The sequence below is a fragment of the Pseudomonas caspiana genome (assembly GCF_040224095.2).
GTDB classification, from domain to species: Bacteria; Pseudomonadota; Gammaproteobacteria; order Pseudomonadales; family Pseudomonadaceae; genus Aquipseudomonas; species Aquipseudomonas caspiana.
On the sequence record NZ_CP167995.1, the window covers coordinates 1,890,264 to 1,914,280 of the forward strand.

Consider the following 24,017-nt stretch of genomic DNA (forward strand, 5'->3'; position numbering starts at 1 on the left):
GAGGTCAGCGATGGCGGAGTATCAGACAAACCGCTATCGCTGGCCTCGTAACCTCGGTGAGCTCCTACAGTCAGTAGTATTTTTTGATAAGCGTGACTGGAGGCGACCAGCCTCGACGGGCCAATAAAAAGACCGGTGCTCAGTTATCTCTATCAATCCGGTTTTTGAACCATCATGTACTGGCTGAAATTATTGATGTGATCGTCCAGATTATCCTCAAGCATCAGCCGGTACTGATCGCAGAAGTACTTCAGCATCGCCTCACGTGCCTGAGCCATTTCCTCGCCGGACTTGAAGCTGCGCGCGCTGACCCAGGCGTTGAATCGTGTGGTTCCAAACATCATGGATGCACTGACCTGACCGAGGTTTTCGAACGCTTTAAGCTGCTCGTTGGACAACTCGATGTGCGCGTCTGCGCGGTCATAGAATGCTTGGTCGGTGGCGTCTGGCATTGCGGATTTTCCTGATTATGTTTGAGCTGTGGATGTATTAAAGCATCTGCGCCGTCTGCATCCATCATCACAATCGCTTGCTGGGGCTCGACGCCTCTCACGGCGAGGTCTCGTGGCAACGACGAGCCTGTAGGAGCGAACTTGTTCGCGAGCCGCTTAACTCGCTGTGGCAGAAAAACCGTCTCGCCAACACGTTGGCTCCTGTTCCACGTAGCATTGTCATTTGATGATTTCCAATTTTCAGGCAATAAAAAAGGCGCCATGGGCGCCTTGGTTTGTTCATTGAATCTTCAGAAAAAGTATCTTGAATTATGATTATTCGATGAGCATGAGCAACCGCGGCACCTTGAGCGAGGTCCGTGATGGTGATGTCGGTTGCATTGAATACATTTGGTCATGGCCAATCCTTGCACAGAACCGCGAGCGCCGACAAGGCGCACCTCATTTATGACAAACCGAACATGAGAACAGTTGGAGCATGAGTACGCATGACTGAGTGGGATATTTTCGACACGGAACACTGGCGAGTCAGCCATCGGCGCGATGCGCGTTACAGTGGTTACCTGATGGTCAGCTCAATCGCTGCCGCTTCGGATTTCATGGACCTCAGCGACTCGGCGCTGGCCTCACTCGGCGATGTCTTGCGGCAAACCGAGCAACTTCTTTTTCAGGCCTTCGAGCCCTGGAAGGTTGTTGTCTACAAGTTGGGTTTTTCTGCAGGTTTCAATCTGCATTTTCATGTGGTTCCTGTTACGCATTCACTGTTGGCAGAAGTTGGACAGCACCCGGATTACCCTAGCGAACCTGACGGGAATGACACCATCCTTTTCTTGAGTCGCGAGTATTGCGAGCGGGCATTGAGTAAAGAGGAGTGTGAAGTTCAGCACAAGACAGTGATTAATCTCCGGGAGCTTTACCGCGGCTAAATAGCTTGATCCAGATACTTGTTCTTACCCCAACGTCGCCGATAATCATTACCTGCTCAACGAGTAAATGGAGTTTCTGTGATACCGGAATATCGCGTCCGCATTTATTGCTTTTTAGGGGCTGTTTTCTGCCTGGGCTGCGCCTGGCTAGCGGGGGAACGTCTGAATGATGCCTTTACCCTTTGGCAATTCGATGCGCTCACCGGATCACGCCGCCAATCCGTGAAGGAGCATCTGATATTCGATGACCAGCCAGAACGTTTCCTTTGGTATCTACTGGAAACTATCGCTACGTTCATCTTCTTCAGCGGCGCAGGACTTGCCATGACGTGGGGCGTGCTGCGAGGACGTCGGGCGTTCAAGCGTTGGCATTAGAAGTTTTAGTCAGCTCTCTTGCCAAGCCAGCCGAGGGGGCCAGAAACTCTACATAACCTTTCTTCGCAGTCTCGCTGCCATCAGAAAATATAATCCTGTGATCTGGAATGCATTATCCGTAGGAACTGCCGAAGGCTGCGAGGCATTTATCCTGACACGCCGCCATCGCGGCCTTCGGCAGCTCCTACTGGTCAGATGTTTGTCGCAATCCTGTCGCAGCCTCATTCAATAGTGGAGAGTCTGGCGAATCCTACGGGTTACGTGTTTACCGATGTTCCTGCAAAACCCGACTGTGCCCGATTCACAAGATGACTTCCCCGTCGTACAAACGTAGTCTTGCTGGATCGCTTTCCTAATAACTACAAAAAGTCAGGAGTCATCGATGCAACCGATCCGTCTCGGTCTGGTGGGCTACGGCAAGATTGCCCAGGATCAGCACGTGCCCGCTATTACCGCTAACCCCGCGTTCCAGTTGGTGGCTGTTGCGACCCAAGGCCAGCCTTGTGCCGGGGTAGAGAATTTCCAGTCCTTGAGTGAGTTGCTCGAAAAAGGCCCGCATGTTGATGCGATTGCGTTCTGCACGCCGCCGCAGGGGCGATTCGCGTTGGTGCAAGAGGCGCTGGCTGCGGGTAAACACGTGTTGGTCGAGAAGCCGCCGTGTGCCACGTTGGGCGAAGCGATGGCGTTGGCGAGTCAGGCTGCGGAGCAGGGCGTCAGCGGCCTGTTCGCCTGGCATTCGCGTTATGCACCGGGGATTGAGGCCGCTCGTGACTGGCTGGCCACTCGCACGCTGCAAAGCGTGCAGATCGACTGGAAAGAAGACGTGCGCAAATGGCATCCCGGTCAGGCATGGATCTGGCAGCCGGGCGGTCTGGGCGTTTTTGATCCCGGCATCAATGCATTGTCGATTGCGACCCATCTTTTGCCGTTGCCGCTGTTCGTTGAGTCCGCCGAACTGCGAGTCCCGAGTAACTGTCAGTCGCCTATCGCTGCATCCATCAAAATGTCTGATGCGCGCCAGCTCGACGTGCGCGCGGAGTTCGACTTTGACCATGGTCATGATGAACTCTGGAGTATCGAGGTTCGCTGTGCCGAAGGTGTTTTGCGGCTGGACAACGGTGGTGCGCTGTTGAGCATTGACGGCGTGCGACAGGCTGTTTCGGGGGAGGGCGAGTACGCGGCGGTGTATCGGCATTTTCAACAGTTGATTGGCAGCAAAGCCAGTGATCTGGATTTGCAGCCGTTGCGACTCGTAGCGGACAGTTTCTTTGTTGGTAGTCGGACGTCGGTAGAGCCGTTTTACGATTAAGTATGACTTGACCTGAACCCCGGCGGTGCAGGTCCGTTTCTGTAGGACTACCAAACGCTTTCTGTATAAGCGCACGAGCAACGCGAGGCCGCGATGGCTTTCCGCCTGACACTCCGCCATCGCGGCCTCGCGCTGCTCGTGCGCTCCTACAGATAGGTGTCCGCTGCGCTAAAGTGCCGTGTTAGAAGCACACGGCGGTCTCCTGCAATGTCTTACTTTGCGCTTGTGACAGGCCGATCAAGAGAGGCCCGACCGTTTTCCGGGTTGCTCAACCACTCAGCACGCGTCATCTCCCATATTTCCTTGAGTTGAGGTCCCGAGACAAAGTGGCCTTCTGTTGTCCCGATCAAGCGCATGCCCTCACGCTGTGAGACCTTGCGCGAGGCCTGATTTTCGACTGCTTTGGGCACTTGCATGACCGGACGCGCCAGTGTTTCGAACCAGTATCTGTTGATGACCTCGCAGGCCTCACGCATGTAGCCTTTGCCCTGCCATCGCGGGGCGAGCCAGAATCCCCGGTTGTTGCCAGGCTGGTCGTACAGGCTGATGCTGCCAATGCTTTGCCCTGACTCTGAACCCAGACGGATCATCCAGTGCCACTCGCGTCCTGCCGCGATGGCCGGGAGCACTACGTCACGAACATACGTCAGCGCGCCATCATCCGGGTAAGGCCATGGCACCCGACGGTCGAGGTAGCGGACCACTTCCCAGTGGGGGAACAACTGCTGGATATCGGAGGCGTCGGTCAGTTGCAGTGGAGTGAGTGTCAAGCGAGCGGTTTGCAGTGTATGCGGGCTTTCCATGGCGCGAGGTCCTTAAAGCGGTATCACCAGATCGACTCGCACTCTTGCAGAATGTGAGCCCGGATGTCGAGTGTTGCCAGCGAGTGATGGGCGATTGTTCTGCTTGACTCTTAGCCGGTTCAATCAAGACGATTGCATTCGCAGCACTGAACCGCCGGGCACTGACCCAGCTTAGAAGTACCCAAGGCCGATGGTGATGGAGATACTCAACTCGTCGACGGTGAAAAAGAAGGAAAGCCACATGCCCCGCCTGATCTGGCTGCGCGACGATATGCAGTACAGCAACACTTTCGCACAGTGGCTGCACGAACAATTTGCATATGAATACGTCGGTCAATCATTGAGTGACTGGCAGCGTGAATTTGCCGAAGGACAGGTTAATGGTGACTGGCAATGCCTGATTGCCGTCGAGGATGGGCAACTGCTGGGCGGCGCTGCGCTGGCTAGAAATGACCTGGCTGAACGCCCGGAGCTGGGCCCATGGCTGGCCTGTGTTTTCATCGCCCCGCATGCGCGACAGCGAGGTCTGGCGGAACAACTGATCGAGGGCATTTGCACCGCAGCGAAGGCTAACGGCAACACGCGGCTGTATCTGCACACCCATGACCGCCATGAGTACTACGCCAAGCGCGGCTGGCAGGTTCTGGAGTGTTTTCAGGCGTGGGATAAAGAACACTGGCTGATGGGGCGGGATCTTTGAATGTGCTTCAAGCAGATACCCACCACATTTTGAAAACAGGACAGGTCGATGACTACTGCGAAACTTCATCTCATGTGCGGCAAGATCGCTTCCGGCAAATCAACACTTGCGAAGGCACTCGTCGCTGAGCATTCAGCAGTCCTGCTGAGTGAGGATCACTGGCTCTCAAGGCTTTACCCAGGCGAGATCAAATCAGTGACCGACTATGTGCAATTCGCCCATCGAATTCGCGATGTCGTTGGCCCGCTAGTCAGCACCATGCTGAAGTCGGGTATCAGTGTGGTTCTGGATTTTCCCGGCAATACTCGTGCAGACCGCGAGTGGTTGCGGGGCTTGGCGGAAGCGGGTGAGGTGAAGCACTGTTTGCACTATCTGGACGTGGAGGATGATGTTTGCCGTGCTCGACTGCGCGCCCGCAACGTACGCGGTGAGCATGACTTCGCGGCAACCGACGCGGAGTTTGATTTGATCACCCGATATTTTCAGGCACCAACGCCGGAGGAGGGGCTGGATATTCAGATTCACCGCCTGTAATTCCCCCCATTTTTTGCGCCCGTTTTGGGAGAGGCACTGTTCTGCCTGAAAATACGTGCGCAGTTCACCCATCAGGCAAACGGCAACGGCCCCGGGAATTTGCCGATCGGCACCCAATGAGTGATAAGCCCCGTATCAGGTTTCCAGTGATGCAAAAGCAGGGCTGGCGGCTCTACGTAAGAGGCTTGCGGAGCATTTGCGTCCAGCGCCAACGCGATGGCTGTGGTTGTACTGGGGGCGGTGCACAACAAGGAGCCGCCAAAGCGCAGTTGCATGGATCGGTGGATGTGCCCGCAGACTATTCGTTCGATGGCGGGGTAGCGCTCCACCACCTGAACAAGCCGGTGCGCATTGATACACGCATACGTATCGATGTAAGGAATGCCGCTCAAGAATGGCGGCTGGTGGAGCATGATCAGGGTTGGTCTATCCGCCTCTTCTGCAAGGGCAGTTTCCAGCCATGCCTGTGCTGCCTCGCTCATGTCACCGTGATGTTCGTCGGGCACGGTGACATCCAGTCCAATGATGCGGACAGGGCCAAGATGTGAGGCAACAAAGTGCAGTGGGCCTTCGTGTGTAGCACTTTCTGCTTGGACAAACGCAGACCTGAACAACTCGCGGTCGTCATGATTGCCAGGGATCATCAACAGTGGTTGTTCAATCTCCGCCAAAAGTGCACGGGCCATTTCGTACTCGGCCGGTTGTCCTTCATCCACCAGATCGCCGGTGATGATCACCACGTCCGGGCGCGGATGCAGGGCGTTCAAGTGCTCGATGGCTTGTTTGCACATCGTGTTTGAATCCACCAACCCTTTGTAGAGCGCGCCTTGTGGCCGGATGTGCAAGTCTGACAGGTGAGCGATGAGCACTGGATGTCCTCCGTGGAAAATGACTGGCTGTGGATGACAGCCACGGCTAACCATTCAAACAATGAAGGCGAGCGCCAGAAGTGGAGCGCCAGCCGCCTCAACGGCGCGCCAGTTCACAAAAGCCGCGCACTCCACCAGCGCTGCAAATTGTTCAGGGCAGCGATGCTTGAAGCTCTGAGCATTGTCGATGACCAGTGATAGCGTTTGTCCGTATTGAACATGCACAGACGACATTTCTGCGCTGGGGTCATCAAGGTACGAGAGGCAATCAATCCAGGCGTCCATGTTGCAGCCGTAGAAGCCAGGGAAGCCGAACACATCCGAAAAAACCGTGTGGAATGTCTGCCAGTCAGTAATCAGATCTGCGTTCACTCGTACCATTGATAGAACCCTTTTACCGCGCTGTCTTCAGGAAGTTGAACTGAATATTCCTGCCTGCGACTGATGGGCTTCTGACTGCCCGCGTGCAGGGGCCGCGCATCATGCGTGACCCCTTCGCGTCGCGTATCCATAGGCGACGTTTGTACCTGCCAAGCTACTCCATCGCCTCAGCCACGCCCTGATCCTCGCCCAGAAATCCACCGCTCTGGTGCTGCCACAGTCGCGCATAGGTACCGTTCTTCTCGAGCAGTTCGGCGTGGGTGCCCTGTTCGATTATGCGTCCGTCATCCATGACGATAAGCCGGTCCATGGCCGCAATCGTCGACAGCCGATGGGCAATGGCGATAACGGTTTTGCCCTGCATCATTTCATCGAGACTTTCCTGAATGGCCACTTCGACTTCTGAATCCAGTGCGCTGGTGGCCTCGTCAAGGAGCAGGATCGGAGCATTTTTGAGCATCACCCGCGCAATCGCGACGCGTTGACGCTGCCCGCCGGACAGCTTGATGCCACGCTCACCCACTAGGGTGTCGTAGCCTGAATGGCCTTGCTTATCGCTCAGTTGGCTGATGAAACCATCGGCCTGGGCATTGGCGGCAGCGGTACGAATTTGCGCGTCGGTCGCATCGGGGCGGCCATAAGCGATGTTGTCGCGAATCGAGCGGTGCAGCAGGGACGTATCCTGAGTGACCATGCCGATGGCGCTGCGCAAGCTGTCTTGCGTGACGTGCGCGATGTTTTGCCCGTCGATGCGAATCTCACCTTCGTCCACGTCGTAGAAGCGCAACAGCAGGTTGATGAGTGTGGATTTGCCCGCGCCTGAGCGACCAACCAGACCGATTTTTTCGCCCGGACGAATAGTCAGGCTCAGGTTGTCGAGCACCTGCCGTTCGCCGTTGTAGTTGAAACTCACCTTGTCGAACGTCACTGCGCCACCGGTGGTGACCAGCGCTGTCGCGTCCGGCGCATCTTGCACTTTCGGGCCTTGGGTCAAGGTGGCCATGCCATCCTGCACGGTGCCGATGTTCTCGAACAGAGACGTCATTTGCCACATGATCCAGTGCGACATGCCGTTGATCCGTAACGCCATGGCAGTAATTGCCGCTACCGCCCCGGTACCGACTTCACCCAGGTGCCACAGCCATAGGGCATAACCGCCTGCGCCCATGATCAATGCAACCACCAACGCCTGATTGACGATTTCGAACTGGCTGACCAGACGCATCTGACGGAAGCCGGTTATTTTGAAATCCTCCATCGCCGCGCGAGCGAAATGCGCTTCACGTTTGGAGTGGGAGAACAGCTTCACCGTCGTGATGTTGGTGTAGGCGTCCGAGATCCGTCCGGTCATCGAGGAGCGCGCATTGGCCTGTTCCTGGCCGACTTTTCCAAGGCGGGGCACGAAGTAGCGCATGGCCAGACCGAACAACACTACCCAAGCCATAAACGGCAACATCAGCCTCAGGTCGAAGCCGCCGGCCAGTGCGATGATCGCGATGAAATACACCCCGATTCCGGGGGCGATTTCGATAATGGTGAACAGGACTTCACGCACGGACAACGCCGTTTGCATCACCTTGGTGGTCACCCGACCGGAGAACTCATCGGAAAAGAACGAAAGGCTTTGTCGCAGCATCAGCCGATGAAAGTCCCAGCGCAGCCGTAGCGGTAAGTTAATCGCCAATACCTGGTGCTGCACCATGGTGCGCAACGCCACAAGCCCGATGCTGGTCACGAGGACGATGCCGATGCCCCATAGCACTCGACTTTCCTGCCCGGCGGTATCGCCGCCTGCTTGCCAGGTCGATAGCAAGTCCACGACTTGCCCGAGGAAAGAAAACAGCCAGGCTTCGTAAATCGACACACCGGCACTGAGCAGTGCAAACGCAAAAATATAGCCGCGGGCACCCCGGGTACAGGCCCACAAAAACCGCGCTAAACCGTCAGGCGGTGGCGGGGCCTCGTCGGGCGGAAAAGGGTCGAGCCGTTGTTCAAACGCGCGAAGCATGATGATCTCCAAAACGAGCTAGTGGGGAGATTCTGGCACTTAAAGGCCACTTTGAGGGTTTTGCAGGGATAAATGTCTGCTCCGCACAGCTTAATGGCCAGAGCAGATTCGATTTTTTAGGTGGGGCGATTTTTTCAGTAGAGACGCTTTGTGTGAGCGATGACCTCTGCGCCGCGGAACCAGGATCGACTGTTTTCAACAGAATCAGCCGATTGCAATCGGTAACGTTGGCGTCAAGGGGTACTCATGAGTCAGGTAGCCGGGGAGGGGAGTGGAGCACGATAGCAATTCAGACACCAGACAACACCGGTGAGCAGCAACGCGATGGCCGCCAGCTCATACCCGTCGGGCAGGCGATGGCTCCATAGAAAGCCAAATAAGAGCGCCGCCAGCGTCTCAATCACGAGCACTTGTCCACTGAGTGCCAACGGTAGAAGTCGGCTCGCCTGGTTCCAGCACGCGCCACCCACAACCGAAGACAAAAGGGCTACACCACCGGCTACCAAAAGAAAGCCTCGCCATTCGGCGGTGCTATGCGTATCTGTCTGAAAACCCAAGACAGGCACCGCCAGAAGCAGTGACTGAGCGCCGGTCATGATCCCTGTCAGCAGTGCCCAGTCATGCGAGGAAACGCTGGCAACTTGAAGCAGGCGCCGGGCATTGCTCACGGCGAACCAACTCCACGTAACCAGTGCGCCTGTTGCGCATAAAATTCCGGCGATGCTTGTCAATGCATCTGGCCTGTCGCCATTGATCAGTGCATGCCAGCTGATAAGCAAGACTCCACCTACTGCACAGCACAGTGAGGGTAAGAGCTTGCGCAAAGGCACGGCGTTTGCGTCGTTACGCCCCGCCAGAGTGACGAGCACGGGGATGAGTCCGACAATCAGGGACGTCGTAGCAATGCCAACCAACTGCACGCCGGTGCCCACCAACGTGTAGTAGACGAGATTACCAATCAGGCTAAGCCAGAAGAGTGACTGCCAATCGGCCATGGTGAGATTAATGCAGACACGCCGCCAGCGGGGCATAAGCAAAGCTGCCGAGATCGCGCCGTAGCAGAGGAATCTCAGCACTGCGAACTGCAGGCCGCTCAATTCCGGGGTCAACTGCGGCCCGAGGAAAATTACGCCCCAGCACAGTCCCGCGCACACCCCATAGCCGATGCCTTTCAGCAGTGATCGATCAGCAAACATTTCACCACCGCTCCAAACGTAAAACACGAAGTCTGGAGCAGCAGGCTCGGAGAGTATTGTCGTTAACTGTTGAGTTTTTTACCGAGGCTGTTTTTGGGTTTTGCGATAAGCCGCCGGAGACGTAGCGCTCACACGTTGCATGGTACGGGTGAGCGATGCCTGGTCGGAAAAACCTGTGCGCAAGGCAATTTCAGTTATTGGTAACGAGGTTCCACGCAGCAATCGTTGAGCTTCTTGTACGCGTAAATCAGTCAACCAGGCTTGAGGACTCATCTTGAACAATTGCCGGAATCGCTGGTGCAGTTGACTCATGCTCATGTTCGCTACTTGAGCCATGGCCTCGTTGTTCCAGTGTATTCCAGGATTTGCCCGCAGACGGTTGATCAACCGTTCCATGGGGGGCGAAACGCGAGGTGTGTCCGAAGCCAGGGACGACAGAAGCAGAGGGGCCAACTGCGGGGCGCTGATGGACAATTGCTCGCTACCTATCAATTCCGCGAACTCGATAAGGCGACGTGTTGCCGGAAGAATAGGCACATAGATTCTTTCAGCCAGACGCCCCATGTGTAGTGCCTCCAGCGTTGTCGGCGCACAGTCCAGGACCAGAAAACGGCTGTCGATATCGGTGAGCTGCGAGTGCTCCGAGCCAGGTGCTACAAGCGCTGCCATTGACTGATCGATGCATCCCCCACGACCCTCCACGTCGATATCCATTCGGCCGCGCAGTGGCAGTACCAATTGAAGATGATCATGCTGGTGATAAGGGTTTTCTCCGTCGTAGCTGCGAACTTCGAGGCTGAGAAACATTGGCGCACCATTCGGTCAGTTTGGTGATTCGGGGGCTGGCGTTCAGCAGCAAGTGAGGCACAGGACGCCCTATGCCAAGGCCTGTCGATCAAGCTGGTAATCATACAAGCTGCGTTGGCGCGGTGCTTAACCAGAATGGCGTTCAGGGCTGCGTCACACTAATGAGTCAGCGCAATCAGGTGTGCCTTGCCTCTGGTAGAATGCTACCCCTTTACACGCAGAGTGGCATCCAATGAGCGCATCGGTCCGTTTGACCCAATACAGCCACGGCGCCGGCTGCGGTTGCAAGATTTCGCCTCAAGTGCTTGAGGTGATCCTCGCTGGCAGCGGCGCCCAAAATCTCGATCCAAAGCTTTGGGTGGGCAATGCTTCGCGAGACGACGCGGCGGTTTACGCGATTGATGAAGAGCGCGGAGTCGTCTCAACTACCGACTTCTTCATGCCTATCGTCGACGACCCCTACGATTTCGGCCGCATTGCCGCCACCAACGCCATTAGCGATATCTACGCCATGGGCGGAGATCCAATCATGGCTATCGCTATTCTCGGCTGGCCGGTCAACGTGCTTGCTCCGGAAATTGCTCGCGAAGTGATTCGCGGTGGCCGAGCAGTGTGTGATGCTGCGGGTATCCCGTTGGCCGGTGGACACTCCATCGATGCGCCAGAACCGATCTTTGGCCTTGCGGTCACGGGGCTGGTCGAAAAGCGCTTCATGAAACGTAACGACACCGCCACCTTAGGCTGTACGCTTTATCTGACCAAGCCATTGGGGATCGGTGTGCTAACCACCGCCGAGAAACAAGGCTTGTTGCGCGACGCCGATATAGGCGTCGCGCGCGACCAGATGTGCATTCTCAATACGGTCGGCAGCCGCTTCGGCAAGCTTGCCGGGGTCACCGCGATGACTGATGTCACTGGTTTCGGCCTGCTGGGTCATTTGGTGGAAATGGCTGACGGCAGCCGATTGACCGCACGTATCGAGGCGAGCGCTGTGCCGCGCCTGGACAGTGTTGATTATTACCTTGAGCGGGGGTGCGTACCGGGAGGCACGCAGCGCAATTTTGACAGCTACGGTGGCCGCATCGGTAAATTGACCGACTGGCAAAAGCATCTGCTATGCGACCCGCAAACAAGTGGCGGCCTGCTGGTCGCGGTAGCGCCAGAGGGCCAGGCGCAGTTTCTGCAGACCGCCACCGATCTTGGCCTGAGCTTGCGCCCCATAGGCACGCTAATCGAGCGCCAGGCCAACGCCGTTGAGGTGTTCTGATGCGCGACAACAGCGCCGACTTGCGCCATATTTTTCTAAACGATATTCCCCTGATGGACGTCCGCGCCCCCGTGGAGTTCGCCAAGGGGGCCTTCGGCCAGTCCGTTAATCTGCCGCTGATGAACGATGTCGAGCGTGAGGCCGTCGGCACTGCCTATAAACAACAGGGGCAGCAGGTCGCCATCGAGTTGGGGCATCGGCTGGTGTCTGGCGCTACCAAGGAAGCACGTATTGAGAGCTGGGCGGAGTTCGTCCGGCGTCAGCCGGAAGGCTATCTGTATTGCTTTCGCGGTGGCCTGCGGTCGCAGATCACCCAGCAGTGGTTGAAAGACATCGCCGGTATTCCTTACCCGCGGGTGCTAGGCGGTTACAAGGCAATGCGCACCTTCCTTATCGACACCATCGAGTGCGCCGTTCAGGATTGTGAACTGGTCGTTGTAGGGGGCTTGACCGGGTCCGGCAAGACTGAAGTGCTGGCGGAGTTGAGCAACGGCCTCGACCTTGAGGGCCATGCGAACCATCGCGGCTCCAGCTTCGGCAAACGTGTCAGTGGCCAGCCCGGACAGATCGACTTTGAAAATGCTTTGGCTGTGGACATCCTGAAGAAACGTCATCGCGGTGCCGATCATTTGGTCCTCGAGGATGAAGGTCGCGCGATTGGCAGCCGCGCGGTGCCTCTTTCGCTGTTTCGGCAGATGCAATCCGCGCCTCTGGTGTGGCTGCAAGACAGCGTTGAGAACCGGGTTGAACGTATCCTCAAGGATTACGTTATCGACCTGTGCGCAGATTTTGTCGCAGTTCATGGAGTGGAGGAAGGATTCAATGCGTTCGCTGAGCGGTTGCGCCAGAGTCTGGCCAGCAACCTCAGACGCTTGGGGGGTGAGCGTTACCAACGCCTGGCGGTGATTATGGATGGCGCCTTGCAGACCCAGCAGAAAACGGGGCAGGTGGATGCTCATCGACAATGGATCGAGCAATTGCTCAACGAATACTATGACCCCATGTACGCCTACCAGCGGGACAGCAAGTCCAAGCGAATCGAGTTTGCCGGTGACCACGCTGCAGTCAGGGACTATTTATTGCAGCGCCGCCGCGCGTGAACCCAGCGACGCCTCCGCCTTTCTAGAAGACCAGCGCCGCGATGACGCCGCTGATAATGCCCACCAGCATGGTCAGCAACGCGACGGCCACCAGCACCCGACGATCAAAGGATTTGCGCAGCATCAATAGCGAAGGCAGGCTGACGCTTGGCAGTGTAATCAATAGTGCTACTGCCGGAGCTGTTCCTAAGCCGAGGCCCATGAGGGCCTGCACGATAGGGATTTCTGCTGCGGTGGGGATCACAAACAAAGTGCCCACGACAGCCAGTGGTACCAGCCATAGCCAGCTATTGGTCATTGCTCCATCAACGTGAGGGAATAACCATACCCGTGCCGCTCCGAGGATCAGCACCGCCAGCACGTAGATCGGGATGGTGGTCCAGAACAACTGCCACATCGTGCGTAACCACTGCACCGGGAGACTGCGGGTATCTGCGGCAGTGGCCACCTCAACAGCATCCACGGCCGCTTTCGGCAGGGCATCTGGTCGCGAAATGCGCTGGGCAAGGACTGAGACACCCAGCACAAGTGCGACGCCGGCCACCAGGCGCAGGGCGGTGAACTCCCAGCCGAGAACGAAACCCATGAAAATCAATGTGGCGGGGTTGAGTACCGGGTTTGTGATCCAGAACGCCAACGCCGCACCCTGCGACACGTTCTGTCGCCGCAGGCCGGCCGCCACGGGGGCCGCGCAGCAACTGCACATCATGCCCGGCAGGGCGAACAGGCTCCCTCGCAACGTGGAGCCAATACCGGCTTTTCCGAACGCGCGCAGCAACCAGTCGCGGGGAATAAGCACCTGTACCAACGAACCAAGGATGATCGCCAGCACGGCAGCCTTCCAGATGGCTAGAAAATACACTTGAGCGTAAGCCAGCGCAGCGACCAGGGGCGACGCGACATTATCGTCGAGGATCGAGCCGCCAATGCTATGCGTGTCGGCGGCGATGAACGATTTGAGGTAATAAGGTGACCACTTGACGTAGTACAGGCCAACTACGGCCACCAGAAGAAACAACGCCGGTTTGCACCAAAATGCCCAAGAGCGAGTTGTGGAGGGAGGATGCTGGCTAATCATTATGAGATCCGTGCGGAAGCGAACGCCTATGATACGTCAACGCTGACTGCCGGTTGGCAACAATGCCTGCGTTCCTGAAGCCCGGCAATTGGCCGAAAGCGAAGGGTGACTGCCCGGTGTCTCTGATTGCTATGGATCAGGTGTCTTGGTCCGACTCACCGTATCGGTGCCGTACGGCCGCACCGGGGCCTGATCGATAGAAGTTAGCCAGGCTTTCACGATCCGCGAGTATTGGCGCGTGGAAGGGTGTTCCGAGGTGTTATCGGCCCAGTCTCTTCTCCATAACGATTGTGCGTTCCGTGTTATGAAACTCATCCCGAATTTTCGAGAACCCGAGAGAGGCATAAAAGCTCTCGGCCGTAATAGAAGACGCAACACGCATCAGCTCGTGTCCGTCCTTGGTGGCTACTGACTCGAGATGCACCATCAGTCGACGTCCTATGCCCATCCCTTGGTGGGGCGGATCGACGAATACGCTTCGAACGATGTTGCGATCAAGACTTGCAGTTGCAACGATCTGACCGTCTATTGCAGCAACGTAGACTTGCCGCTGGGTAAGTAAGTCGAGAATCGCTGAAGGGGAAAAGCTTTGCTCTACTCGCCTGATGATCTCTGGTGAGTAGTCTTGCGCGTTGGACTCGCGCAACGCCGCAATGATGACCTGACTGATAACCGTCGCGTCCGCGGTCGTTGAAGTCCTGATCAAGCCAGCCATTCCCATCTTCTTATCCGGTGCCACTTGATCGTAGAGGAGTGAGGGGGTTATGACCAGATCTACATCTATGCCGCGACCTAGCCCTCGTTGAGCTGAACGCCTGGAGCCCATTGCAGGCTATGGCGCTAACGGCACTGGCAGAGATCGGCTCGACGCCGAAAGGGCAGGTATTTCCAGAGGCCCCAGCCACTGATCCATTGACCGGATGGCTGAAGCCTCTGACTTATTTGCGCCTTACGCCAGCGCCGCGACGATAGCTTCGTTGAACGCCGGGATGTCCTTGGGGGTACGCGAAGTAATCAGGGTCCATCCATTGGCTTGGCATTGCTTGACCTCAGCATCTACCCAACCGGCAGCACCGGCATTTTCCAGATCAAGCTTGATGCTTGGGTAGGAGGTGAGGGTCTTGCCAGTGACAACTCCTGCATTGATTAGCAGCCACGGCCCATGGCAAATCGCGGCGATGACTTTACCCGCATCGGCGAATTCCTTGGCCAGGCGCTGGGCGTTTTTATCCAGGCGCAGTGTGTCGGCATTTACCGTACCGCCTGGAATCACGAGCGCATCAAAATCCGACGCTTTGAGCTCGGCCAGCGCAACCTGAGACTCGACAGTACGATCTTTCTCGGTGTCCTGAACGAATGTCTGAGTGGTACCGCCGTCACTCGAACCATGGGTAACCGATGCACCCTGCGCCTTGAGAGCCTCCAGCGGTTTAACCAGTTCGTCCCGTTCGATCCCGGTATTGGAGGTGATGAAAAGTACTTTTTTGCCTGCCAGTTGGTTACTCATAGTGATCACTCCATCTTCGTATCAAGCTGATAACGTGAAACATGCGGCTGATGATTCATCCGCTGCGTGATGATGGGAGGTCAGAGCGGTTTTGAAAGTTCACCCGGATTTGTCCTGAGCAGAGTTGCGCGGGGAGAAGGCTGAAAAATGGAGCTTCACATTTGTGGCTGGAAGAATCGGGCACGTACAAGTCATCACCGCGTGAACATGGAGCGAAGGGCAGTATGGTTCCCTTCGCTCCGCCCCTGGTGCGGCACATGACTATCGAAGTTTTGAAAGTGCGCGAGGATCACTCGTCCGTTAACTTCAATGAGAGCAGTGGACTATTGGCCATACATTCAATCGGCTGATTAGCCGGCAGCAACCAGCAGGGCCTCATCCTTCGCGACTGCCCGTTTGTAAGCGTCGCGGTTCATTAACTGCTCGGCGTACGCAAGGAACGCTGGTCTGTGCGGCAAGGTACGAAGGCCCAACCCCCAGCCGATGTGAGAGCCAACGTAAACGTCGGCAGCGGTGAAACGCTCTCCAGCAATGAATGGATTAGCCAACACTGCGCGTTCCAGTTGGTCCACGGTGCGCGCGTAGCTTCCGTATCCGAAAAAGAACTCCTGATCCGGCGTCGGATTGAAGCCTGCGCGGTGGTTAGTTACGGCCTGCTCCAGAGGGCCAGCAGCGAAAAACATCCAGCGGTAGTAGGCCGCCCGCTCCGCGGCGGCGGGAGCCAGTCCGGCTTCGGGAAAGGCATCAGCCAGATACGCACAGATGGCGGCAGTTTCTGTTATGGTTTGCCCGTTATGCACGAGTGCGGGAATCTTGCCCATCGGGTTCACGTCGCGAAAAAAACCAGCGCGTAGATCATCTGGGTCGGTAACCGACGGCACTGCCAGTGCAGCACCGCCCCAGCGATCATCCTGGCTGGTGGGCTGGTAATCCATAACCACCGTTTCGTACGTGCAGCCGATTTCTTCGAGTATCCAGCGCACCATTCGGCCGCGAGAATTTGGGTTGGTATAAAACGTCATTGTCATCGCTAGTTCCTCTTGCCCCTGTGTATTGACGCCAATGGTAAGAGCGAAGCTGCATTACCCCGTGGGCGGATGCCGCCAGAATACTTGCGGAACGCGCCATTAGCGGTGCGCTGCGTTAAGCACTGCCGCTCACCTGCGGTTCGGAGCATAGAAATGTCCCATCTTCAGATCAGCGTTGAGCGGTGTAAATTGCCCAAAGCTTTCTGGCAATCGGTCGAGCAACTGGGGCTGAACCCCTCGCTGATTCAACGGCACGCTCAACTACCCCATGACCTTCACCTGAACGACGCTGCCTTTGTCAGTACGCATCAGCTCTTTGCCGTCTGGAACGCTATCGAGGCGCTTTCAGCAGACCCCGCCTTTGCGATAAAAATGGTTCGCGACACCCCGAGTGCGAGACACAAACTGGCGTTCCTCACCGCGTTATATGCGGCCGATTTTCGTGACGCACTTGCGAGATTTTCCCGCTTCAAGCGCTTATGCAGTCCCGACATGATTTGCATCGACGAGCGTAAGGGAAATGTGTCATTCACGATTCAGTGGCCTTCTGGCACGGGAACGGCGCCTTATCTCGCTGTAGAGGCGTGTTTTGCTTTGATTCTGGAGCTTGGTCGACGAGGCACCGGTAAACACATAGAGCCCCTGGCATTGAGCTTGAGACGGCCAACGCAAAAACTGGATACTCACTCGAGCTATTTCGGTTGCCCCATCCGCTACGGAGCAGCCCATGACGAGTTGACTATGAGCGCCGCCGACATCGATCTTCCGTTTCTTGAACATAACCCGGAAGTGCTGGACATGATGACTCCCGGTCTTGCGGCCGCGGTGCGAGAGATCGAAGCTCCTGTTGAATTCTGTGAGCAGGTCATTGAAGTGCTCAAACACGCCCTCGCGGACGGGCGGCCAAGTCTGCAACAACTCGCCCGAGATCTATTGCAGAGCGAGCGGACGTTACAGCGACGATTAGCTTCAGAAGGTACGACGTTCAGCGCGCTGCTAAGCGAGGCCCGACGGCAAGTCGGATTTAGCCTGCTTGCCGATACGACCCTTGAGCTCAAAGAGGTGGCGTATCTACTCGGCTACGAAGACGTCAATTCTTACTACCGGGCTTTTCGACAATGGGAGAATATCTCACCCGGGCAGTGGCGACGCGTCAATGCGCAAGCTGTCCCATAGCCCCATCACCTGAGTCACTGCGCCATCCAGCGTGGCATGTGGAACTCCATCGCGCGCCAGCGTTGAAAGGCCGAGCATGAAACTGTCGAATACCGAGGCGAGAGCTTCCGGTGTCACCGTCGCAGGCAATTCTCCTGCGGCGATGGCGCGATCGATACAGGCGACGATGCCCGCACGGTTCAGATTCCTCGCCCTGGCGAGCGGTTCAGAGATGGCCTTGCTCTCTTCTGTGCAGGCGCTCATCAGGCCTAGCGACACCAGACATCCCTTGGGATGATCGGGCTCACATTGCATTTTCGCCGAACGGCGAAGGGTGAGTTCAATTGCGTCCCTGGGCGGCAGGGACGTATCAAACAGGCTGTCAGTGACCCGGCCGTGGGTCGTGAGATAGCGTTCCATGACTTCATTGAACAGAGCCTGTTTCGAGCCAAATGCGGCGTAAAAGCTGGGCGCGGTGATGCCGCCACCGATACCGGCTTTCAGTTGGCTAAGAGAGGTTGCATCGTATCCATGCTCCCAAAATAAATGCAGTGCCTGAGTGATCGCTACGTCACGGTCAAACGTGCGCGGACGTCCCATCTGTGCCATGCCGGATTTCCTTCAGGGTTATTCAATGGAGCTACTTAAATAGGGCTTTCTAACTAAAGTTATTTAAATACTAATCGATACATATATTGTTGACTACCCGGATTCTCTTCCCGGCATATACACCGATCAGCCTGTCAGTGAGGTGGAATCAGATGGCAGGCAGTGACGAGTGGATCTTCGCTTCATAGCTGCGTCGTCGGTAAGCTGCTGGCAGTAAGCTTCATCTGTGGCTGAAATCGGGGCATGCCGAGGCGGGATGCTCTATATAATCTTTCTTTTGCTACATTCACTTTGAAGCAGTCCGTGGAAAATAGATTCTGAGGCTGCCGTTGGGAGATCCATTTGCCTACTTTTCCGGTCGATCCAGGCGGTGACGAGCGCTTGTCCCATGTGCTGGATGCCAGTGAGCGTCTGGTTATGGCTGGATCGGTGGAAGAGGTCGTTGCCGTGCTTCGCGACACGGCGCGTGCTGCTGTCGGAGCGGAGGGCGTTGCAGTCGTCATTGAGCATGACGGGCGTTGTTCTTATGTGGCCGAAGACGCTGTGTCTGCGCTGTGGCAAGGGCAGACTTTTCCTGCCGACCACTGCATTTCGGGGTGGGTGATGCACCACGGCGAGACGGTCGCCATCCCCGACGTCCGCCTCGACCCGCGCATTCCGCAGGATGCCTATTCGCCGACGTTCGTGCGTAGCATGGTGATGGTGCCTATCGGGCGACCTGTTCCGGTCGCGGCGCTCGGAGCTTACTGGTCGGAGGTCCGTACCCACGACCCCGACACGATCAAACGGCTGGAAAGTCTGGCGCGCCTGGCGACGATTGCCATTGAGAATGCACGGCTTACTCAAGCACGTAATCGCGCCGCTTCACTTGGGGCAGCACAGAACCGCATCTTGAAACTGGCCGTCGAAGAGAAACCGCTCAATGTCGCGCTGGATGCGATTGTCCGCGAGGTCGAAGCGCTGTCCACCTCCCGTTTTCTGGGAAGCATCTTGCTCCTGAACGAGCAGGGCCAGCAGCTGCAGCATTGCGCAGGACCGAGCCTTCCCGCTGCATTCAATGACACCATAAAAGATATCAGCATTGGCTCGGGCCCAGGCTTGAGCGGCACCACGAGGTTGCGCAACGAGCCGGTACTTGTGTCCGATATCGCGAACGACCCGCTATGGGCCGGGTTCCGTGAGAAGGCCATCGGACATGGCCTGCACGTTTGCAAGTCATTCCCGATCCGTTCGGCGCAGGGCGCAGTGCTTGGCACTTTTGTCATGTACCACTATGAGCCGCGCGAGCTGTTGGCGACGGATATTCAGATCGTCGACTTCGTTGTCCAGACGATCGGGCTTGTCGTCCATCGCGTTCAAGCGAAGGCCGCTATCCGGATCAGCGAGGCGCGCTACCGCCAGATCGTCGAGGGCGCCGAGGACTTCGCGATTATTACCTTCGATGCACGAGGAGCCGTCAGCAGTTGGAGCATCGGTGCCCAGGGAATTATCGGCTACCACGCCGAAGAGGTGATGGGGCGCGAGGGCGACCTCTTTTACACAGACATGGACCAGGCTGAGCGTGTGTTCCACGACGAGCTCAAAATCGCCCAGGATCAGGGGCGGGCGGTCAACGAACGCTGGCACGTGCGCAAGGATGGTACGCGTTTCTGGGGCTCGGGGCTGATGATGCCGCTCGCCATGGATCATGGCGGCTTTGTGAAGATATTTCGCGACCGCACGACCGAGCACCAGGCGGAAGCTGCGCTGGAAGAGAGCGCGGCGCGACTGCGCTTTTTTGATGAACTCGACAGTCGGCTTTTTAACATCCGCCATGCAGAAGACGCGATGTTTGCGGCGACCGAGCTGCTGGGACGGACGTTAAACGTATCGCGCTGCGCCTATGCCGACGTCGATATCGACCACGACCGGTTCTGGATTCGCAGTGACTACAATGCGCCCGGCATCCAGAGTTCGGCGGGCACCTATAGCCTCGACCTTTTTGGACCGCGAGCCGCTGATGACATGCGCGCCGGCTGTACGCTGATCATACGTGACGTCATCGCAGAGCTTGATCGCGGCGCTGGCCTTGAGACCTTTCGAGCCATCGGCATCGACGCGATCATCTGCTGCCCGCTTGTAAAGGATGGCCGACTCACGGCAATGATGGCCGTTCATCAAAACCAGCCTCGCGACTGGCAGCCGTCCGAAATATTACTGGTCAGGGAAGTTGTCGAGCGCTGTTGGGCGCATGTCGAACGGGTGGGCGCCGAGATGCGTCTGCGCGAGAGCGAGGAGCGACTGCGCCTTGCCGTTGAAAACGCCGATATTGGTTTCTGGGACGTGGATATCGTTCATGACACGCTTATCTGGCCGCCACAGACCAAGGCGATGTTCGGTATCTCGCCCGACGTGCCGGTCACATTGCAGAACTTCTATGAAGGCCTGCATCCCGAGGATCGAGAAGCAACGACCGAGGCCTTCGCAGCGGCTGTCGACCCCGAGCGCCGCGCGCTCTACGAAGTGGACTACCGCACGATTGGCCGGGAGGATGGCATTGTTCGCTGGGTGGCGGCCAAGGGCCGGGCAGTGTTCGATGCGGCTGACCGCTGCCTGCGCTTTACCGGCACGGTGGTGGATGTCACCGCCCGTAAGGCTGCCGAGGAAGAGCTGCGCGAGCTCAATGCCACGCTTGAGGCGAGGGTAGCCCAGGCTATCGCCGAGCGGGAAGAGGTCCAACAGGCGTTGCGTCAGAGTCAAAAAATGGAAGCCATGGGGCAGCTTACTGGCGGCGTAGCTCATGACTTTAACAACCTGCTGACCCCAATCGTCGGCACGCTGGACATGCTCCAGCGCAGAGGCGTGGGCGGCGAGAGGGAACAGCGACTGATCTCTGGAGCTTTGCAGTCGGCCGATCGTGCGAAGACGCTCGTGCAGAGGTTGCTTGCCTTCGCTCGCCGTCAACCGCTCCAGGCGGTTCCCGTCGACGTCGCGAAGCTGGTGAGCGACATGGGCGACCTCGTAGCCAGCACCACCGGTCCGCAAATCAGAGTAGTCGTCGATGCTCCGGAGGATCTGCCTGCGGCAATGGCGGATCCGAACCAGCTCGAGATGGCACTCCTGAATCTCTCCGTGAACGCGCGCGACGCGATGCTTGAAGGGGGGACGATGAGGATATCGGCCATCACGGAGTTGGTCGGTAATGGCCACCGCTCGAAGCTTCCGGCGGGCGAGTATCTTTGTCTGTCTGTCGCGGACACCGGCACGGGTATGGACGCCGCCACGCTTGCCCGCGCGGTGGAACCGTTCTTCTCGACCAAGGGCGTTGGCAAAGGAACTGGTCTGGGCCTCTCGATGGTTCATGGACTGGCATCCCAGTTGAACGGTGCGCTCACTATTCAGAGCTTGCCTGGTCTGGGGACTAACGTGGAGCTTTGGCTTCCACGCAGCATGACCGTGCCGACAGCGGCCTTGCGTGTTGTCGAAACTCTGGAGCGTCAATCGGTGCGTGGTGTTGCGCTGTTGGTCGACGACGAAGAGCTTGTACGCGCAAGCACTTCGTACATGCTGGCTGACTTGGGCTACCGCGTGATCGAGGCCGCGTCGGGCGAGGAAGCTTTGCACCTGCTGCACACCGGGCAGCCATTCAATCTGCTCGTTACGGACCATCTGATGCCGGGCATCAGTGGGACCGATCTTGCCAGGGCAGTCAGTACCTCCCGCCCTGGGACTGCGATCCTCCTCGTTTCTGGTTATGCCGAACGAGAAGGACTGGATCCGGATATCCCGCGGCTTACCAAGCCGTTCCGCAAGGACGAGCTTGCGGCAAGCCTGTCGCTGCTGGGGGACGAGTCTTGAGGTGGCCAGGGGCTTCAAGTCAGATGCCGTCTCAACGTCCTGCTCTGCCAAAGAATGGCCGACTACGGTTTTGAAAGAACTGCGGCTTTATTCATTCGGCGGATATAAGTGCGCTTTTTTTGGGTTGGCCTGGTAGGCCTATTGCGCAGAAAACACTACCCGAGCGCTGTGTCGGCCAAGCACCCGAGCCAGATCGTCTGCATCTTCAACCCGGCCAATACGGGTGTAAGAGTAGGGCGAGTCAAAGGTCAGATAAAACAGCACCAAAGTATTCGAGCCGTACAGCATGAGATCACCGTTATGGATCACACCTGGCCGGTACGGTTGCGTGGGTAGCTTGTGCGCGAGGGTTACGTGTTTCTCGTTGCTGTTCAGGTCAGGCATGTCCAGGCTGAGCGGTAGTCTCGCCGCGAATGCCCGGCTGGTCTCGTTGTCAGCCAGAATGATTGAGAACCGTCGTTCGCCAACAGTCATCCAGACGCGTTGCTCATTTGCTCGTGTGGACGTCGCGGTTGTCTGCGCGATGGCTGAGGCTGGAATGACCGTAGTGCCGAGCATTAGCAGTCCCAGTAGCAGGCGCGGGGTACTCAGACGCAAGTACTTTAGATGACCGTTTTTCTTGCTCATGAACGTCTCCTTCGAGTCAGCACAGAGGTTCTACTGCTCTGACGAGTCAGCTCACCGTTTCGGCGCTCATCAACGACTGGCGGGATGCTGCCCGTGCCGCCATCAGCGCGAAAACTGCGGCAACCACCAGCAACGCCGCGCTCAGTTCAAAGGTTGCCCTGTAGCCACTCAGGTCGAACACAACGCCGCCTACTGTGGCGCCCAGTGCGATTGCCAACTGAACAATAGCGACCATCAGGCCGCCGCCTGCTTCTGCATCGTCGGGCAGAGTTTTGGCTAGCCACGTCCACCAGCCTACGGGGGCCGCTGTGGCAACCAGACCCCAGAGACCCAGCAATACGGTGGTCGTCATCACCGAACTACCGAATAAAACCAGTGCCAAGGCAATCACCGCCATCAGTATCGGGATAACAATCAGCGTTCGATGCAGGCCGTTTTTCAGGAATATTTCGATCAGAAAGGTGCCCGCCAAACCCGACAGGCCCAAGATGAGCAGCATCAGTGAAAGCATGGAAACGCTGACATGCGTGACCGTTTCAAGGAATGGGCGCAAGTAAGTGAACAGCATGAACTGACCCATAAAAAACACGCTGACCGCTACCATGCCTAATGCGACGGGCATCTTTCTCATCAGGCGCAAGACGTTACTGCTGCCTTTGTTGGCGACCGATTTGATGTTGGGCAGGCTGAACAGCAGCCAGGCAGAAGCCAGCAGGGCGACTGGCACGACGCAGAAAAACGCCCCGCGCCAACCGATCAACGCGCCCAGAAAGCTTCCCATAGGTGCTGCTATGACTGTTGCCAGCGCGTTACCGCCATTAACGATGGCCATTGCTCGTGTGACTTGGTCCTCCGGCACCAGACGCATTGCGGTCGCTGCCGACAGTGACCAGAATCCACCGATGGCGACGCCGATCAGCGCGCGTCCGGCCATGAATATTGTGTAGGTAGGCGCAAACGCCACGACGGTGCCCGAGACGATCATCAACAGGGTGAGCGACAGCAACAACGGCTTGCGGTTAACCCGCGTCGCCACTGTTGGGATCAACAGGCTGGTGAACAAGGCGAACAGGCCGGACACGGAGATGCCTTGCCCTGCTTGTCCCTCGGTAATACCCAGGTCGGCAGCGATAGGTGTCAGCAGGCTGACCGGCATGAACTCTGAGGCCACTAGCGCAAATGCAGCAAGCGACATCGCCAGAACAGAGCCCCAGGAGTGCGCGCTGTCCTGTCGGATTGGGAGAGAGGTATCGGTCATTGGCTGATGGATCCTTGAAGATTTGAAGCGTTGCAGCAGAGTCGATGCTGCAAAAGGGGAACAGTGGGTTGGAGGTTTTGCGCACAGCACCTTATGGCGGCCTATTTTCCCGGGCCCCATGCGAGCTTTGTAGTGCATTCCAATGAGTTACTTGCCCGATCCTCTGAGTCTCTGTTTTTTTGCAGGACGTC

General features: G+C 57.2%; 23 protein-coding genes. 9 read left to right on the forward strand and 14 right to left on the reverse strand.

The annotated features are described in order from the left end of the window. Positions 1-152: 152 nt before the first annotated feature. Entirely contained in the window at positions 153-452 is a 300-nt protein-coding gene (locus tag ABRP31_RS08650; protein ID WP_349970570.1) for a DUF3144 domain-containing protein, read from the reverse strand. 488 nt (positions 453-940) lie between these two features. Between ABRP31_RS08650 and ABRP31_RS08655 the strand changes: the two genes are divergently transcribed. The 3 genes from ABRP31_RS08655 (at position 941) to ABRP31_RS08665 (ending at position 3,062) form a co-directional block, all read left to right on the forward strand. Then, on the forward strand, positions 941-1,378 hold the full coding sequence (locus ABRP31_RS08655; protein WP_349970571.1) for a hypothetical protein: 438 nt from the start codon (positions 941-943) through the stop codon (positions 1,376-1,378). 78 nt (positions 1,379-1,456) lie between these two features. Continuing rightward, positions 1,457-1,753, forward strand: coding sequence for a hypothetical protein (locus ABRP31_RS08660; RefSeq protein WP_349970572.1), 297 nt, complete (start codon positions 1,457-1,459; stop codon positions 1,751-1,753). Positions 1,754-2,135: 382 nt separating this feature from the next. Then, the gene (locus ABRP31_RS08665) at positions 2,136-3,062 is read left to right on the forward strand and encodes a Gfo/Idh/MocA family oxidoreductase (protein WP_349970573.1); all 927 of its coding nucleotides are present in this window, start codon (positions 2,136-2,138) and stop codon (positions 3,060-3,062) included. A 212-nt stretch (positions 3,063-3,274) separates the two neighbouring features. On the opposite strand, the gene ABRP31_RS08670 is transcribed toward ABRP31_RS08665, so the two are convergent. Further along, positions 3,275-3,865 carry a GNAT family N-acetyltransferase gene (locus tag ABRP31_RS08670; protein WP_349970574.1) on the reverse strand — a complete coding sequence of 197 codons (591 nt, stop codon included), beginning with the start codon at positions 3,863-3,865 and terminating at the stop codon, positions 3,275-3,277. A 241-nt stretch (positions 3,866-4,106) separates the two neighbouring features. On the opposite strand from ABRP31_RS08670, the gene ABRP31_RS08675 reads away from it, so the two are divergent. After that, complete coding sequence (locus ABRP31_RS08675) at positions 4,107-4,565, forward strand: GNAT family N-acetyltransferase (RefSeq protein ID WP_349970575.1); 459 nt, start codon at positions 4,107-4,109, stop codon at positions 4,563-4,565. A gap of 48 nt (positions 4,566-4,613) precedes the next feature. After that, positions 4,614-5,099, forward strand: a complete 486-nt coding sequence (locus tag ABRP31_RS08680) for an ATP-binding protein (protein WP_349970576.1) — start codon at positions 4,614-4,616, stop codon at positions 5,097-5,099. Positions 5,100-5,170: 71 nt separating this feature from the next. On the opposite strand, the gene ABRP31_RS08685 is transcribed toward ABRP31_RS08680, so the two are convergent. The 5 genes from ABRP31_RS08685 to ABRP31_RS08705 form a co-directional block, all read right to left on the reverse strand. Continuing rightward, the gene (locus tag ABRP31_RS08685; RefSeq protein WP_349970577.1) at positions 5,171-5,968 is read right to left on the reverse strand and encodes a phosphodiesterase; all 798 of its coding nucleotides are present in this window, start codon (positions 5,966-5,968) and stop codon (positions 5,171-5,173) included. 54 nt (positions 5,969-6,022) lie between these two features. Then, positions 6,023-6,349: a barstar family protein gene (locus tag ABRP31_RS08690; RefSeq protein WP_349970578.1), complete on the reverse strand. Its 327-nt coding sequence runs from the start codon at positions 6,347-6,349 to the stop codon at positions 6,023-6,025. Between the two features lie 154 nt (positions 6,350-6,503). Next, entirely contained in the window at positions 6,504-8,357 is a 1,854-nt protein-coding gene (locus ABRP31_RS08695) for an ABC transporter ATP-binding protein (RefSeq protein ID WP_349970579.1), read from the reverse strand. A 251-nt stretch (positions 8,358-8,608) separates the two neighbouring features. Next, on the reverse strand, positions 8,609-9,553 hold the full coding sequence (locus ABRP31_RS08700) for a DMT family transporter (RefSeq protein WP_349970580.1): 945 nt from the start codon (positions 9,551-9,553) through the stop codon (positions 8,609-8,611). A 78-nt stretch (positions 9,554-9,631) separates the two neighbouring features. Then, positions 9,632-10,360 (reverse strand): AraC family transcriptional regulator, encoded by a 729-nt coding sequence (locus ABRP31_RS08705; protein ID WP_349970581.1) that lies wholly within the window; start codon positions 10,358-10,360, stop codon positions 9,632-9,634. 232 nt (positions 10,361-10,592) lie between these two features. On the opposite strand from ABRP31_RS08705, the gene selD reads away from it, so the two are divergent. Together selD and mnmH are read left to right on the forward strand one after the other, a co-directional pair. Continuing rightward, positions 10,593-11,627: a selenide, water dikinase SelD gene (gene selD, locus ABRP31_RS08710; protein WP_349970582.1), complete on the forward strand. Its 1,035-nt coding sequence runs from the start codon at positions 10,593-10,595 to the stop codon at positions 11,625-11,627. Further along, positions 11,627-12,727, forward strand: coding sequence for a tRNA 2-selenouridine(34) synthase MnmH (mnmH, locus tag ABRP31_RS08715; RefSeq protein WP_349970583.1), 1,101 nt, complete (start codon positions 11,627-11,629; stop codon positions 12,725-12,727). Before selD ends, mnmH begins: the two co-directional genes overlap by 1 nt. A 22-nt stretch (positions 12,728-12,749) precedes the next feature. Here mnmH and ABRP31_RS08720 read toward each other — a convergent pair whose 3' ends face one another. From ABRP31_RS08720 to ABRP31_RS08735, 4 genes are all read right to left on the reverse strand, one after another. Beyond that, a complete protein-coding gene (locus ABRP31_RS08720) occupies positions 12,750-13,805 on the reverse strand; it encodes a permease (RefSeq protein ID WP_087267271.1) in 1,056 nt (351 codons plus the stop codon). Positions 13,806-14,064: 259 nt separating this feature from the next. Continuing rightward, on the reverse strand, positions 14,065-14,520 hold the full coding sequence (locus ABRP31_RS08725; protein ID WP_349970584.1) for a GNAT family N-acetyltransferase: 456 nt from the start codon (positions 14,518-14,520) through the stop codon (positions 14,065-14,067). 234 nt (positions 14,521-14,754) lie between these two features. Further along, positions 14,755-15,312 (reverse strand): type 1 glutamine amidotransferase domain-containing protein, encoded by a 558-nt coding sequence (locus ABRP31_RS08730; protein WP_349970585.1) that lies wholly within the window; start codon positions 15,310-15,312, stop codon positions 14,755-14,757. Positions 15,313-15,662: 350 nt separating this feature from the next. Continuing rightward, the gene (locus ABRP31_RS08735) at positions 15,663-16,340 is read right to left on the reverse strand and encodes a glutathione S-transferase family protein (protein ID WP_349970586.1); all 678 of its coding nucleotides are present in this window, start codon (positions 16,338-16,340) and stop codon (positions 15,663-15,665) included. A 153-nt stretch (positions 16,341-16,493) separates the two neighbouring features. Here ABRP31_RS08735 and ABRP31_RS08740 point away from each other — a divergent pair, with 153 nt between their 5' ends. Beyond that, on the forward strand, positions 16,494-17,516 hold the full coding sequence (locus ABRP31_RS08740; protein ID WP_349970587.1) for an AraC family transcriptional regulator ligand-binding domain-containing protein: 1,023 nt from the start codon (positions 16,494-16,496) through the stop codon (positions 17,514-17,516). On the opposite strand, the gene ABRP31_RS08745 is transcribed toward ABRP31_RS08740, so the two are convergent. Beyond that, positions 17,472-18,104, reverse strand: coding sequence for a TetR/AcrR family transcriptional regulator (locus ABRP31_RS08745; RefSeq protein ID WP_349970588.1), 633 nt, complete (start codon positions 18,102-18,104; stop codon positions 17,472-17,474). The two genes, ABRP31_RS08740 and ABRP31_RS08745, sit on opposite strands and share 45 nt — an antisense overlap. A gap of 447 nt (positions 18,105-18,551) precedes the next feature. Here ABRP31_RS08745 and ABRP31_RS08750 point away from each other — a divergent pair, with 447 nt between their 5' ends. Continuing rightward, a complete protein-coding gene (locus ABRP31_RS08750; RefSeq protein WP_372489429.1) occupies positions 18,552-21,941 on the forward strand; it encodes a PAS domain S-box protein in 3,390 nt (1,129 codons plus the stop codon). A 138-nt stretch (positions 21,942-22,079) separates the two neighbouring features. Here the strand turns inward: ABRP31_RS08750 and ABRP31_RS08755 are convergent, their stop codons facing one another. Together ABRP31_RS08755 and ABRP31_RS08760 are read right to left on the reverse strand one after the other, a co-directional pair. After that, complete coding sequence (locus ABRP31_RS08755; protein ID WP_349970589.1) at positions 22,080-22,568, reverse strand: cyclophilin-like fold protein; 489 nt, start codon at positions 22,566-22,568, stop codon at positions 22,080-22,082. Between the two features lie 46 nt (positions 22,569-22,614). Next, entirely contained in the window at positions 22,615-23,826 is a 1,212-nt protein-coding gene (locus tag ABRP31_RS08760) for an MFS transporter (protein WP_372489348.1), read from the reverse strand. Positions 23,827-24,017 lie beyond the last annotated feature (191 nt).

What these genes read in the sequence shown, in the direction of transcription:
- ABRP31_RS08705 (WP_349970581.1), bottom strand. Translation starts at nt 10,360, where the DNA reads ATGTTTCTCAGCCTCGAAGTTCGCAGCTACGACGGAGAAAACCCTTAT.
- ABRP31_RS08720 (WP_087267271.1), bottom strand. Translation starts at nt 13,805, where the DNA reads ATGATTAGCCAGCATCCTCCCTCCACAACTCGCTCTTGGGCATTTTGG.
- ABRP31_RS08680 (WP_349970576.1), top strand. Translation starts at nt 4,614, where the DNA reads ATGACTACTGCGAAACTTCATCTCATGTGCGGCAAGATCGCTTCCGGC.
- ABRP31_RS08755 (WP_349970589.1), bottom strand. Translation starts at nt 22,568, where the DNA reads ATGAGCAAGAAAAACGGTCATCTAAAGTACTTGCGTCTGAGTACCCCG.
- ABRP31_RS08655 (WP_349970571.1), top strand. Translation starts at nt 941, where the DNA reads ATGACTGAGTGGGATATTTTCGACACGGAACACTGGCGAGTCAGCCAT.
- ABRP31_RS08700 (WP_349970580.1), bottom strand. Translation starts at nt 9,553, where the DNA reads ATGTTTGCTGATCGATCACTGCTGAAAGGCATCGGCTATGGGGTGTGC.
- ABRP31_RS08675 (WP_349970575.1), top strand. Translation starts at nt 4,107, where the DNA reads ATGCCCCGCCTGATCTGGCTGCGCGACGATATGCAGTACAGCAACACT.
- ABRP31_RS08690 (WP_349970578.1), bottom strand. Translation starts at nt 6,349, where the DNA reads ATGGTACGAGTGAACGCAGATCTGATTACTGACTGGCAGACATTCCAC.
- ABRP31_RS08695 (WP_349970579.1), bottom strand. Translation starts at nt 8,357, where the DNA reads ATGCTTCGCGCGTTTGAACAACGGCTCGACCCTTTTCCGCCCGACGAG.
- ABRP31_RS08650 (WP_349970570.1), bottom strand. Translation starts at nt 452, where the DNA reads ATGCCAGACGCCACCGACCAAGCATTCTATGACCGCGCAGACGCGCAC.
- ABRP31_RS08670 (WP_349970574.1), bottom strand. Translation starts at nt 3,865, where the DNA reads ATGGAAAGCCCGCATACACTGCAAACCGCTCGCTTGACACTCACTCCA.
- selD (WP_349970582.1), top strand. Translation starts at nt 10,593, where the DNA reads ATGAGCGCATCGGTCCGTTTGACCCAATACAGCCACGGCGCCGGCTGC.
- ABRP31_RS08725 (WP_349970584.1), bottom strand. Translation starts at nt 14,520, where the DNA reads ATGGCTGGCTTGATCAGGACTTCAACGACCGCGGACGCGACGGTTATC.
- ABRP31_RS08740 (WP_349970587.1), top strand. Translation starts at nt 16,494, where the DNA reads ATGTCCCATCTTCAGATCAGCGTTGAGCGGTGTAAATTGCCCAAAGCT.
- ABRP31_RS08730 (WP_349970585.1), bottom strand. Translation starts at nt 15,312, where the DNA reads ATGAGTAACCAACTGGCAGGCAAAAAAGTACTTTTCATCACCTCCAAT.
- ABRP31_RS08665 (WP_349970573.1), top strand. Translation starts at nt 2,136, where the DNA reads ATGCAACCGATCCGTCTCGGTCTGGTGGGCTACGGCAAGATTGCCCAG.
- ABRP31_RS08745 (WP_349970588.1), bottom strand. Translation starts at nt 18,104, where the DNA reads ATGGCACAGATGGGACGTCCGCGCACGTTTGACCGTGACGTAGCGATC.
- ABRP31_RS08735 (WP_349970586.1), bottom strand. Translation starts at nt 16,340, where the DNA reads ATGACAATGACGTTTTATACCAACCCAAATTCTCGCGGCCGAATGGTG.
- ABRP31_RS08760 (WP_372489348.1), bottom strand. Translation starts at nt 23,826, where the DNA reads ATGACCGATACCTCTCTCCCAATCCGACAGGACAGCGCGCACTCCTGG.
- mnmH (WP_349970583.1), top strand. Translation starts at nt 11,627, where the DNA reads ATGCGCGACAACAGCGCCGACTTGCGCCATATTTTTCTAAACGATATT.